This window comes from Clostridium merdae (genome assembly GCF_900176635.1).
GTDB lineage: Bacteria > Bacillota > Clostridia > Oscillospirales > Acutalibacteraceae > Faecalispora > Faecalispora merdae.
The window spans coordinates 1,514,987-1,527,117 of the sequence record NZ_FXLN01000004.1 but is presented as its reverse complement, the minus strand read 5'-3'; the positions used below and the strand labels follow the sequence as shown (position 1 = coordinate 1,527,117).

The window sequence follows — 12,131 nt, the reverse complement described above, 5'->3', positions numbered from 1 at the left end:
TATTTCATACAAAAGTGGTGTGCTCTTTATTCTGCTGCTTCACCATCGATTAATGCCTGAGCGGTTTCTTCGTCGGTGATGAGTATATCGAGGTATCTTCCGCGCAGTGCTGCGCGAATACCCTCAACCTTACTTTTGCCTGCCGCTACACCCACCACATTGTCGAGTTGGCGTAGGGTCTCTAGTGGTGTGCTAATCAGGCGGTCTTCAATTCCGGTATGAACTGGGTTGCCGTCTTTGTCAATAAAGTGGCTAAGAACATCGCCAACCGCCCCGCGCATTGAAAGGTACGTAAAATCATTTTTGCTAACAATTCCATTGCTCATGATGGTAGCGTTCTCTGCCATACCGCCGATGCCGATTAAGGTCATGGAGGCGAGCTTTGCCATGCGCATAATCTCCGTTATAGAGGGCTCCTGCATCATTGCCTGCACCATTTCGGGAGAGGACACAAGCAAGGGAGCGGGTAGAAGATACAGCTTTGCATTAAAGATATGCGATTGTGTGTTCGGCAGGTAATAATTCACGCCGCCGGTAAGCGATACCACGGATACGGGAAATTCACTCAGTGTTGCCAAATGGTTTAATACACGGCTGAGCGTATCGCCGTAACCCATATTAATAAAGGAATGCTCTGTAATACGGTCGCTTACATACATGGAGGCAGCTTGTGCGATGGTCTTGTTTACATCGGCAGCATCCGGAGGGGTGGGAACAATAAAGGTATCCTTTAAATCCCATGTTTCAGAAAGCTGGCGCTCCAGCTCCATGCGCTGAACCCCATCTTGGTGTATCTTAAATTGGATGACACCGTCCTGCCTTGCCTTTTCCAATAATTTAATCACGCGCATGCGCGAAATGCCCAGCCGTTCCGAGATTTTTTGCTGGGTCATATTTTCAACATAATAATACCAAGCGGTTTTCACAACGAGTACATCTTCATAATTCAAAAGGGAGCACCTCCAGAGTTGGTTTTGTTTTCCTATCATACCATTCCCGGCGGGGGGGAGCGTCAAGAGCCTCTACCCCCAGGAGGATAACCGGGAATGCTCCGCCCAAGATACTGGGAGGTAACATCTGTACGGAATTGATACAAATGTTACTACGTAAATCATTTGTTTTCAATTTGTAGTATAGCAGGTAACGATTGTAGTGTCAATTGCTAAATGCAATGCATTTTAAAACTATATAAAATGCCAATATATGGTTTGCTGATATTGGATTTGTTGTTTTTATTACTTAAAATATGAGATAAATACAAAAAAATAAAAGGAATATTATCTAGTTTAATGCCTCGTTGCCCGAAAAACCCCGTTGACAAGGTAACAAAAATATCGTATGATAAAAAAGCAGATAAAAATTCAATTTAAAAACAATTGTATTATTCGCTGTTACATATGTCGTTGTAAAATAAAGAAAGCGTTCGAGTTTAAGGTGTATGGAGGGGGAAAAATGGCGCAATCCCAAACGGAGCGTTCCGTCCAGTCTTTACTTTGTGTTCGTGGAATCTGCAAAATGTTTAGCATGAATCAGGTGCTAAAGGGTATTAACCTAGAAATTCACCCCGGTGAAATTTTAGCGTTGATTGGTGGTAACGGAGCCGGAAAAAGCACTCTAATGAAAATCATTATGGGTATTTACCAGCCAGATGAAGGTGAAATTGAAATTCGAGATGAGAAGGTTGCTCTTACAAAGCCCTCAATTGCGTTAACGCACGGTATTTATATGGTGCCGCAAGAGCCGATGCTTTTCCCGAACATGACGGTAGAAGAAAATATTTTGGTTGGTGTAGGGTTCGATGCTCCCGGAGCGGAGCTTCGCCGGCAGCTGACCCAACTGATGGATGATATTGGCTGGCATTTGGATTTGAGCCGCAAAGCAAGCAGCCTTTCCATCGCCGAGCAGCAGCTCGTTGAAATTCTGCGTGGGTTGCTGCGCAATGCTGAGCTTCTCATTTTTGATGAACCCACCAGCGCCCTTACTTTTGACGAAGTAGAAAGCTTATTCCGCTGTATACGCGATTTGCAGGCAAAGGGAATCGGTATGATTTACATAACACACCGTCTTACCGAGGTGTTCGACATTGCCACCCACGTTGCAATTATGTGCGATGGCGTGATTACGCTGCACGGGCAAATTGGTGAATTTACGCGCGAAATGCTGGTAAAAGGGCTGCTGCCACCGAATATGCAGGAGCAGGAGATTAAAGCCACTACGGGAACTTGCTCGGTAAATTATACTGATGCAGAGCCAATCTTTGAGCTGCAAAATTACTCTGGCTATGGTTTTCGTGGAATTAATTTAAAAATATACCCCGGCGAGATTCTTGGTGTTGCCGGTGTGGTTGGTGCGGGGCGCACCGAGCTTGCCACTACCATATTTGGAAAAGATAAGGTATTAGGCGGCCGTGCAATCCTAAATGGAAAGGACATTACCGGGCTATCCACCAAAAAGGTGCTCGAAGCCGGGGTGAATTATGTTCCCGAAGACCGCCACCTCAACGGCTTGTTTAAGATAAGTGACGTGGCGGCAAATACGACCTCTGCAATATTAAACCGCATGGTAATGGGGAAGCTGTTCCTCAACCGCAAGGCGGAGCAAGAGCTTACGCAAGAATACATAGAACATTTTCGTATTAAGGTAACCGGCCAAGAGCAGTTAACCGGTAGCCTCTCTGGTGGAAACCAGCAGAAGGTGGTTATTGCACGGGCGCTTTCAACAAAACCAAAGCTGGTTATTTTAGATGAACCAACCCGTGGCATTGATGCTGTGGCGCGCGGCGAGGTTTACTCCATCATCCACCAGCTTAAGGAGCAAGGTGTTGCGGTGATGTTGATTTCTTCCGATATGGAAGAAATTGTAGAGCTTTCAGACCGCGCCGTAACAGTGTACCAAGGAAAAATCAACGGCGAGTTCTGCAAAGAGGAAATCAATCAGGATAACCTGATGGCCGCCGCCTTTGATGTGATTCAAAGAGAGCAGGTGGTTTCATGACACTGCTAAAAAGAATTGGTAAGGTTCGAGAAATCAGCAGTTTGTTTTTCTTAATTTTATTGTTTGGTTTGGTGGGACTTGTAAATAGCGATTTTTTATCTCCCACAAGCTTATTTAACTGTTTTAACGACAGTGTGGTCTTCACTCTACTGGCAGTTGGCATTGCATATGTAATTTTAACGGGTGAAATCGATGTTTCCATTGGTGCCACGTTGGGGCTTTCTGCGGCTGTTGCCTCCACCATTCTTCGTGATGGCGGCAGTGCGGTGGTTGCCGTGCTGGCATCGGTATTAGTGGGGTGTTTGGTGGGCTTGTTTAACGGCTTTGGCATTGCAAAGCTGGGGATACCCTCTCTCATCTTTACCCTTGGTACAAATGGTTTGGTGCGCGGCCTAGTTTACGTGTATACTGGCGGCGCTTGGGTAGAAAACCTGCCGGCAGGCTTTACCAAAATGGCGAATGTTAAGCTCATTGGCGAGCTTACTACGTTTTATGCGGTCGTATTAGTGGTAGTAATTGCAGCACACTTGGTGCTTACCAAAACACGGCGTGGTAAATATTTTATTACCGTTGGCGATAACCCCGCTGGTGCAACCATGGTGGGTATTCCAACCATGCAAACAAAGATTATGGCGTATGTACTGTGTGGCTTATTTGCTTCCATTGCCGGTATTCTGTATTCCTCGCGCATCGGCTTTATTACTCCCACAGCGGGCAATGGCTACGAAATGAAAGCAATTGCGGCCTGTGTTTTGGGTGGCGTTAGCCTTTCGGGCGGTCTGGGTAGCTTAATTGGAGCTTCCATTGGTGCGGTTATTATGTCTTCCATCAGCCGCATATTGGTGTTCCTCGGTTTCTCATCCGATTACGACAATACCATTACCGGTATTTTATTAATCGTAATCGTGGTAGTTGACGCAGTTGCGCAGAACCGTGCAGCGGTAAAAACCCGCCATGCGCGGCTGGCGTCTCGTTCCGGCCCGCTGAATGAGGAACCCGGTGAGAGGAGGGCTGCGTCATGAAGCAAAGCTTGATTGACCGATTCAGCCAAAAAGTAAAAAGCTGGGAATCGGTGTTACTGTTGATTCTAATTTTAGAATTTGTCATCTTTGGCCTAAAAAATCCCAAATTCTTAAATCCCAATGTACTATTGGGAAGTGTAAATGACATTATTTCCATCTGTATTATTTCTTTGTTTGTTACCTTTGTCATGATTACAGGTGGAATCGATATTCAGGTGGCGTCCATTGTTGGCCTTACCTCCATAGTGGTTGGCGTTACGTGGCAGGATTTTGGCGTAAATATTTGGGTGGCCTGTGTGCTTGCGATTCTTGTTGCCGCGCTGTGCGGTGCTGTTTCTGGATTTTTTGTTGCCTACTGTGGCGTACAGCCTATGGTGGTAACGCTTGGCGGTAGCTTCTTGTACAGCGGAATCGCGCTTTTAATTTCAAAGCTTTCAGCGACACAAAGCTACAAAGGCATTAGCGGCTTTCCGGAAGGCTTTACTCTAATTGCTTCGTTTAAGCTGTTTGGGGTAATCCCAAGCCAAGTGCTCATTTTTGCAGGTCTTACGGTGATTGCCTATTTGCTGCTGCACCGCTCCAAATATGGGCGCAAAGTATTTCTGATTGGGATTAATCCCAGAGCAGCCGAGTACTCCGGGCTCAACAGCCGTTTGATTATTTTAAGCACCTATGTTCTCTCGGCAATTAGTGCGGCAATAGCTGGTATTGTACTTACCTCGTATTTGGGTACGGCAAAGAGTGATATTGGCGTAACTTTTACCCTGCCAATTATTACGGCGGTGGTTTTGGGTGGCACGCTGAGCACCGGTGGTAAGGGTAGTGTAATTGGTACCGCATTGGCGGCATTGGTCATTGGTATTTTGCGGTTTGGTTTGCCGCTGTGCTTTAAAATTAATATGCAGTATCTCGATATTCCCGTTGGGTTACTGCTGCTGATTGTTATAACGGGTCGTGCACTTTCTTCTAACCCCAAGGTGATTCGGTTCATGGCAGGTAGAATTCCTCGGCCATCCGAGCTAAAGAGTTGAGTGGTCCTTATAATGCGCGTTTTGGCAAAAAATCGCCATGCAAATAAAAAATTAGGAGGCTCTTTTCTATGAAAAAGGTACTTGCATTTGTCCTTGCGGCAACCATGGCTTCGCTGCCGCTCACAGGCTGCGCAGGCAACAGCGAAAAACCCGCTGCATCCAGTGGTACAACAGCTTCTCAGACCGCCGGTGGAGAAACCGGTAAAGGTGTGGCAGGCAAAACAGTAGTATTTATCCCCAAATTGACTGGTAATGCGTTCTTTGAATCTGCAAATGCCGGTGCACAAAAATATTCCAAAGAATGGGGCTTTACCGTTAACTATCAGGGCAGCCCGAGTGCCGCTGTTGCGGATCAGGTGCAGGTTGTGAACAACGCCATTTCCAGCGGAGCGGATGCCATCTGCATTTCTTCCGTAGATGCGACCGGTTTGGATTCCGTCCTGAAAAAAGCAAAGGATGCTGGTATTACCGTAGCTACTTGGGACTCCGACGTTTCTTCGGATGCCCGTTCGCTGATGGTTTCTCAGGGAACACCAGATATTCTCGGCAAAATGCTGGTTGATATGGGCGCCGATTCTCTAACCAAGAGAGGCAAAGATATTAAAAAAGATAAAATCAAATATTGCTGGCACTATTCGCAGGCAACCGTTGCCGACCAGAACTCCTGGCAGGTAGCTGGTGAAGAATACATTAAAGCAAACTACCCCAATTGGGAAAATGTAGCTCCCAGCAACTATTACTCCGAGCAGGATGCAGAGAAAGCCGTTTCCATCGGTTCCTCCATCCTCGAAGCACAAAAGGACATTGACCTGATTATCTGCAATGACTCCACGGCACTTCCCGGACAGTTGAAGGCTGCGCAGAACAAGGGCTTAACCAAAGATAAGATTACCATCACTGGTTTTGCTTCCCCGAACTCCATTCGCGACTATGCAAAAGCAAATGTAATTGAGCAGTGGGGCCTGTGGGATTGCGGAATTCAGGGCGCAATGGGCTGCTATCTCGCCGCATACCTAGCTGCGGGTAACACCGTTAAAGTAGGCGACACCATCGATATTCCGAGCATTGGTAAAGTAGAAGTAAAGGCAAACGACAGCTTAGTACCGAACGCCAAAACCGGCGACAGCAACAACGGCGTTGTATTGCTGCCAGAGCGTGTTGTATTTACAACTGCCAACGTAGACAATTACAATTTCTAATTTGTTCGTTTTCAAGTGGAATAAATGAATGAAAGATAGCTGAGGCGAGAATTGAAATACGGGCGCGGCGCGATTGCTTTCCGGTGTTTTACGGCAAGTCTATTGCGCCACAGCCTACACGCGAAAACTCGCACGTTACGGACTTTTTATGGATAAAGGAGATCAATGATTATGGCTGACAAAGACGGCAACAAAGTTGCAAAAGATTATCATGTGGAGGTTCCTTTCGCGAATCAGGGTGGTTTTCATGTGAAAGGCTCAAACAATTTAGATTGGGGAATGAAAAAGCACTTAGCTAATATTTTCGACCCCAAAAGCGGCAACACGGTGATGTTCGCCTTTGACCATGGCTATTTCATGGGCTCCACCGCAGGACTGGAACGTTTGGATTTACTGATTCCAGAGCTTTTACCGCATATAGACGTTCTAATGGGCACACGCGGTGCGCTTCGCACCTGTGTCCCTCCGGAGTGCCGAAAAGCAATTGCCCTGCGTACCACTTCCGGTTCCTCCATGTTAAACGATGACCTTTCTCATGAAGTGATTGCGGTAGATATTGAGGATTCCATTCGCATGAATGCGGACTGCATGGCGGTGCAAACCTTTGTGGGAGCAGACGGTCAGCTTTCTAGCTTAGACAATTTGTCCCGCAGCATTAATGCTGGTTTGCGCTATGGCATCCCGACCATGGGTGTGGTAGCAGTAGGCAAGCAGATGGAGCGTACCGACCGTTTCTTTAAGCTCGCCACCCGCCTGTTAGCAGAGCTGGGTGCCAATATTATTAAGACCTACTACTGCGAGAACTTTGAAGAGATTGTGTCTGCTTGCCCAGTGCCGATTGTTGTAGCAGGTGGTAAGAAGCTGCCGGAGGATGAAGCGCTTACGCTGGCGTATCGCTCCATCAGCGAGGGTGCGCGCGGCTTAGATATGGGCCGTAACATCTTCCAGAGTGAGTACCCCGCCGCTATGGCGGAGGCAATTGGAAAGATTGTGCACCATGGCTTTACCGACAAACAGGCATTTGAGTTCTATCAGGATGCGATTCACCAGTAAAACGTAACGTTGTTCTGGCTGTTGTCATCAATGCAGTGAAAAAATGAAAACTATCGATTACCCCTTATTCTAATTTTGGATAGGGGGTATCAGTCTCTTCTAGAATAAAAAAAGAGGTGAAATACCATGATTGAAAAGAAAAGATTCCACACCATTGAGGAATTGCAGAGGCTCCAGTATTTTGCAACCAAGTGTTCTTGCGACGTAGGCCTGCATTCTGTTGATGGCAGCATTATTGTGGATGCAAAAAGCTATATTGGAATTTATGCTCTTAATTTTAAAGAGCCGGTTTTGGTCGTGAGTGAGTCCAAGGAATTTTTTGATATGATTCAAGGGATTGGCGAAACCTTAAAATAAGCTGTATTTTGCTGATTTTAAGAAAGAAATCACTGTGAGCAGTATTTATAGTTAAAGAACGGCAGAAAATTTAAAGAATAAAAAGGTGTACCCAAGTTTTAACTTTGGGTACACCTTTTTATTTGTGTGTGTATTTACGAATGGAAGATTTTGTTTTATATTAGCAATATTAAGATTGACTTAATTCGTAAGCGCTGTGGATGGGTGTGAAAGAATGTATAAAAATAAAGCTCCGGATGGAAGCAATAATATATGTGGAAAGCAAATGAAGAAATTCCGGGAACAACTGCCAGAAAAAGCTTCTCAAAAGCAATTTTCAGACATGCTTCAAATTGCCGGGTTAGATATTGACAAGAATGCCGTTCAGCGTATTGAAAGCGGAGAACGCTTTGTAACGGACATTGAGCTTAAGGTAATTGCCAAAGTATTGGGTGTAAACTATCAGGATTTACTGGACTAAAACAGGGAAAAGCTTATTGCCCATATGGCAGTGTAACTTCATTGATATCTTAAAAATAGAACAGACTCGCGGGTGGGCTTTCCGCGAGTCTGTTCTTTTCTTATTCTATATTAACGAATGTAATCGTTGCCTACTAATAAGCCACTGATTACATCAGTAGGTATCACAAAATCCACAACACCCATATAACCGGGCGCTACTTCATACTTATCAAAAGAGATTACGAGCTGGTGGTCTTTGTTAATATAAAAATTCTGTTCTGCTGAAATGTTCTGGAACAGCACGGTACCATCTTCATCACTCACACCTTTTACCCAATATATTTTATCGGGGTCCGCCTTGTTTTGGTCAAGCATCTGCTGGCGAATATTCTTGCTGATGACCTCGACATACTTATCGTTTTGGAACAAGCTTGGTAACGTAATAAGCACTTGATTTGTTTTGTCCACAGTATCGTATTTCATTGTGGTAGAAGAGGAGCCAACCGTGTTGACCACATAGCGGCCGAGCGAAAGAATGGTGCTGTCGTCACATTTTATTTCATAGCCGCTGTCGATTCCAAGGTAGCCTCCACCATTTTTCTTGAGCTCGCCAACCTCCGCTTCAAATTCTTCATATAGTTTTTTGTTCTCTTCCATATACTTTTGGTTCAGGCTGTTTTGCAGAGTCGGGTTGCTTTGCAGGCCCTCCACGGCCGGTGTTTTTATATTGGCATGGTAAGTGCCGTCGTCCATCGTATACTCACGGAAGGTAAGCACTTTTACTAGGCTACCTACAACTGGTACATTTCCCATGGTAGCAGCAAATACAGGGCTAATGTTTGCGCCAGTCGCTATGATGGTAAACGCTGCAGCAACAGAGGCTGCGGCAATTCGAATGCCTTTGTGGCTATGTTTGTTTTGCATGGTACTTCTTCCACTCTCCAGCAAGGTTTTTCGAACAATAAAATCCAGTTCATCTGGAATGGGAGTCTCTTGGTATTGCTGTTTAAGCTGATCCAAATCTCGTTGATTCATAAGGGATACCTCCTTTACTCTGTTTCACTCATTTCCACGCGCAGCAACTTTAATGATTTGTAGAGACGTGTTTTCACCGTGCTCAAATTTTCATTTAAAATGGTAGCAATCTCTTCTAGGGTTAAATCTTCAAAAAAGCGCAGTACAACAATGCTGCGGTAAGCACTTGGCAGGCGACTTAGAGCCTGCTTTAGGTCTATGTTTTCATATTGGTCGTCAGTGGCTGTGCAGTTCGCGTGCAGCATAATGTCTTCCTCTGGTTCCGCCTCTCGTTTTTTTCGGCGAAGAAAATCAAGGGATGTATTTACTACAATTCGGTAGAACCAAGGGCGCACGGCGTCGGCTTTGTTCAGCGATTGCTTACCGGTCATCGCTTTATAAATCGATTCCTGCACAATGTCGAGAGCGTCGTCTTTATTATGCACGTAGCTGTAAGCCAGCCGGTAAATTTGGTTTTGGTTTGCTAAAACGTATTGCTCAATTAGTTCTTGTATGTTGCTGTCACCCATTCGTACGAAATGCTCCTTCCCGTATCTGATGGCGCCATCAGTTGTCTTACATATAATAGACGTTTTAGCGCATACAAAAAGTTTTGATAATAAGAAAATATATTTGAAAAATATCTTACTTCCTATTTTGCCCCGAGAATCATCATAAAGAGGTTTGCCTTCGCATAAATTGATAAAAGGAATAATCAGCCGAAAATTCGGCGTTTGTTTTATGCTCTTAAATTTGTATTGCCGAGCTTACCGCGGTTTTATTAATGCAGAAGGAGTGAGAAAATTGTTTATCATTTTAAAAAAGAGGCATGTGGTTGCAATATTAGCGTGCTGTTTGCTGTTAATTGGTGGACCAATTGCTTACCGTTTTACCGCGGGTACGGCGGTTGCGACTGGTGGAGCCGTAAGCTGGGGGCTCAGCTTTCAGGGGCCGCAGGGCAATACGCCAGTGGTAGATGCCAGCCAAGATGAATTAAAGCCTTACAATGCATATTATATTGGCGATACCAACGATAAAAAAGTTTACCTTACCTTTGATTGTGGGTACGAAAATGGGTATACGGCTTCTATATTAGATACGCTCAAAAAACAAGATGTTAAGGCTGGATTTTTTGTAGTTGGCCATTATATTGATACCAGCCCCGATCTGGTAAAGCGTATGGTGGCAGAAGGGCACACGGTAGGCAACCATACCTTCCACCACCCAGACATGGCAAAGATACAGGATAAAGCCTCGTTTGAAAAAGAAATCAATTCACTGGAGAATGCTTATCAAACAGCAACGGGTCAACCTATGAAGAAGTATTACCGACCCCCGCAAGGCAAATATAGCAAAGAAAACTTGCAAATGGCAAACGACTTAGGCTACAAAACTATATTCTGGAGCCTTGCCTATGTAGATTGGTATGTAGATAAGCAGCCAAGCCATGCGGATGCAATGAAAAAGCTGACCTCACGGATTCATCCCGGAGCAGTGATTCTACTACATAGTACTTCTAAGACAAATGCTGAAATTCTTGACCAGCTTATCACTGAGTGGAAAAATCAAGGGTATACCTTTGGTACGCTCGATGAGCTAACTGCAAAATAAACACTTGAAAGCTCTGCCATTTCAATGGTAGAGCTTTTTCATATTACAAATTATTAACGTTCTCTATTACTACGTAAAAACAGCTTTGCAAATGATGCAAATTGTATATCTGTTTAACTAGGAATCGTGGAGAGCATGAAAAAGCATTTTGAATATCACAGTAGCATGTATATCATCAGTATTATTATTTTTGCCTAATTAAGGAGACTGTCTAAATGGAAAATGAATTACAAAAGGACTTTTCGTAAAATCAATTTAGTGAAAGACCTCTTTTTCAAATGGAATTTATAATGTATATTGTAATTACTGGTAGAGAGAACGTGTCAAAATACAGCGGAAATGCTTGCATTTTCACGCTGTATGCATTACAATAGAAAAGTTGATTCATAAGCTGAATTTTTGGCGGAGTGAACATCAAACACCGGCTGTGTATAGGAAAGCAATGGCTTTAATCGTACCTGCGCAGCTGTGGGCGGTGGGAAAATGAGAATGAGAAAAAAGGCGTGGGCGCGCCCGGAGCTTGCTCATTGCCCGTATTTTATCAGCGACCCGGAACAATGGAAAGGGCGCTGGGCACAGTGGTTTACCGAAAAAAAACCGATTCATTTGGAATTAGGCTGCGGTAAGGGTGTGTTTTTGGCTCAGCTTGCGCCTTTGCACCCGGAGGTTTGCTATATTGGTGTAGACCAAAGCCCAGATGTATTGGGTGTGGCACGCAGAAATTTAGAAGAAGCGTATGGTAAACTGGAGAAACCAGTTCATAATGTTGCTTTAATGGCGCATTATATTGAAGACATGCCAAAGGTGCTGGAGATTCAGGATCAAGTAGAGAGAATCTACATTAACTTTTGTAATCCCTGGCCAAAGGTACGGCACCATAAACGCCGTATGACGCACCCCAATCAATTGGATTTGTACAAGCCGTTTTTGGCAGATGGTGCACAGCTTCATTTTAAGACAGATGACGATGACCTGTATGTTTCCACTTTGCGGTATTTGGAAGAAGGCGGTTTTACCATACTGCGTTCTACACAAAACTTACATGCGGAAGATTGGGAGGAAAGCCCCTCTACGGAGCATGAGCAAATGTTTACAGCGCAGGGAATTCCAATCAAAGCGATCATTGCTCTTTGGCAGTTAAAAAAGTGATTCTTGCAGGTTTTGGTAAGTGAACCTTCGTTTTTTGAACAGTGATACTAAAAAAATCATGTGTGGTTGAAAATATTAAACATTGATGAAGAACAAAACGCATAATATTAGTTTTCAGTTGCAAATGATGCTTGGCAGGAGTATAATTTGTAGAAAGATTTTATCAGGCATAGCGGCTCTTTGTAGTTGTTTTGCTTTCACAGTGTGAAGTGATGAACTTTTTAACATTTTAAAGCGTGGCAGTAACTGCTGCCCGCCGC

General features: G+C 44.5%; 12 protein-coding genes. 9 read left to right on the top strand and 3 right to left on the bottom strand.

The window, feature by feature from the left end:
* Positions 1-26: 26 nt before the first annotated feature.
* Complete coding sequence (locus CAN90_RS13000) at positions 27-950, bottom strand: sugar-binding transcriptional regulator (RefSeq protein ID WP_085834223.1); 924 nt, start codon at positions 948-950, stop codon at positions 27-29.
* Between the two features lie 502 nt (positions 951-1,452).
* On the opposite strand from CAN90_RS13000, the gene CAN90_RS12995 reads away from it, so the two are divergent.
* The 7 genes from CAN90_RS12995 (at position 1,453) to CAN90_RS12965 (ending at position 8,116) form a co-directional block, all read left to right on the top strand.
* Entirely contained in the window at positions 1,453-2,994 is a 1,542-nt protein-coding gene (locus tag CAN90_RS12995; protein ID WP_085834222.1) for a sugar ABC transporter ATP-binding protein, read from the top strand.
* On the top strand, positions 2,991-4,016 hold the full coding sequence (locus CAN90_RS12990; protein ID WP_085834221.1) for an ABC transporter permease: 1,026 nt from the start codon (positions 2,991-2,993) through the stop codon (positions 4,014-4,016). The genes CAN90_RS12995 and CAN90_RS12990 overlap by 4 nt, the downstream gene beginning before the upstream one ends.
* A complete protein-coding gene (locus CAN90_RS12985) occupies positions 4,013-5,047 on the top strand; it encodes an ABC transporter permease (protein WP_085834220.1) in 1,035 nt (344 codons plus the stop codon). Before CAN90_RS12990 ends, CAN90_RS12985 begins: the two co-directional genes overlap by 4 nt.
* 68 nt (positions 5,048-5,115) lie before the next feature.
* Positions 5,116-6,246: a substrate-binding domain-containing protein gene (locus tag CAN90_RS12980; protein WP_085834219.1), complete on the top strand. Its 1,131-nt coding sequence runs from the start codon at positions 5,116-5,118 to the stop codon at positions 6,244-6,246.
* Positions 6,247-6,417: 171 nt separating this feature from the next.
* Positions 6,418-7,299: a 3-hydroxy-5-phosphonooxypentane-2,4-dione thiolase gene (gene lsrF / locus CAN90_RS12975; protein WP_085834218.1), complete on the top strand. Its 882-nt coding sequence runs from the start codon at positions 6,418-6,420 to the stop codon at positions 7,297-7,299.
* A 126-nt stretch (positions 7,300-7,425) separates the two neighbouring features.
* Positions 7,426-7,656 (top strand): hypothetical protein, encoded by a 231-nt coding sequence (locus tag CAN90_RS12970; protein ID WP_085834217.1) that lies wholly within the window; start codon positions 7,426-7,428, stop codon positions 7,654-7,656.
* A 214-nt stretch (positions 7,657-7,870) separates the two neighbouring features.
* Positions 7,871-8,116: a helix-turn-helix domain-containing protein gene (locus CAN90_RS12965; protein ID WP_085834216.1), complete on the top strand. Its 246-nt coding sequence runs from the start codon at positions 7,871-7,873 to the stop codon at positions 8,114-8,116.
* A gap of 110 nt (positions 8,117-8,226) precedes the next feature.
* Here CAN90_RS12965 and rsiV read toward each other — a convergent pair whose 3' ends face one another.
* Both rsiV and CAN90_RS12955 read right to left on the bottom strand, forming a co-directional pair.
* A complete protein-coding gene (gene rsiV / locus CAN90_RS12960) occupies positions 8,227-9,132 on the bottom strand; it encodes an anti-sigma-V factor RsiV (RefSeq protein ID WP_085834215.1) in 906 nt (301 codons plus the stop codon).
* Positions 9,133-9,146: 14 nt separating this feature from the next.
* On the bottom strand, positions 9,147-9,641 hold the full coding sequence (locus CAN90_RS12955; protein ID WP_085834214.1) for an RNA polymerase sigma factor: 495 nt from the start codon (positions 9,639-9,641) through the stop codon (positions 9,147-9,149).
* Positions 9,642-9,915: 274 nt separating this feature from the next.
* On the opposite strand from CAN90_RS12955, the gene pdaA reads away from it, so the two are divergent.
* Positions 9,916-10,722, top strand: coding sequence for a delta-lactam-biosynthetic de-N-acetylase (gene pdaA / locus CAN90_RS12950; protein ID WP_085834374.1), 807 nt, complete (start codon positions 9,916-9,918; stop codon positions 10,720-10,722).
* 483 nt (positions 10,723-11,205) lie between these two features.
* Positions 11,206-11,871 (top strand): tRNA (guanosine(46)-N7)-methyltransferase TrmB, encoded by a 666-nt coding sequence (gene trmB / locus CAN90_RS12945; protein ID WP_085834213.1) that lies wholly within the window; start codon positions 11,206-11,208, stop codon positions 11,869-11,871.
* Positions 11,872-12,131: the final 260 nt, after the last annotated feature.

Bases quoted from the DNA above. Each gene is read 5' to 3' on its own strand.
- CAN90_RS12970 (WP_085834217.1), top strand. From the start codon at position 7,426: ATGATTGAAAAGAAAAGATTCCACACCATTGAGGAATTGCAGAGGCTC.
- CAN90_RS12990 (WP_085834221.1), top strand. From the start codon at position 2,991: ATGACACTGCTAAAAAGAATTGGTAAGGTTCGAGAAATCAGCAGTTTG.
- CAN90_RS12980 (WP_085834219.1), top strand. From the start codon at position 5,116: ATGAAAAAGGTACTTGCATTTGTCCTTGCGGCAACCATGGCTTCGCTG.
- lsrF (WP_085834218.1), top strand. From the start codon at position 6,418: ATGGCTGACAAAGACGGCAACAAAGTTGCAAAAGATTATCATGTGGAG.
- rsiV (WP_085834215.1), bottom strand. From the start codon at position 9,132: ATGAATCAACGAGATTTGGATCAGCTTAAACAGCAATACCAAGAGACT.
- CAN90_RS12965 (WP_085834216.1), top strand. From the start codon at position 7,871: ATGTATAAAAATAAAGCTCCGGATGGAAGCAATAATATATGTGGAAAG.
- CAN90_RS12995 (WP_085834222.1), top strand. From the start codon at position 1,453: ATGGCGCAATCCCAAACGGAGCGTTCCGTCCAGTCTTTACTTTGTGTT.
- CAN90_RS12955 (WP_085834214.1), bottom strand. From the start codon at position 9,641: ATGGGTGACAGCAACATACAAGAACTAATTGAGCAATACGTTTTAGCA.
- CAN90_RS12985 (WP_085834220.1), top strand. From the start codon at position 4,013: ATGAAGCAAAGCTTGATTGACCGATTCAGCCAAAAAGTAAAAAGCTGG.
- trmB (WP_085834213.1), top strand. From the start codon at position 11,206: ATGAGAATGAGAAAAAAGGCGTGGGCGCGCCCGGAGCTTGCTCATTGC.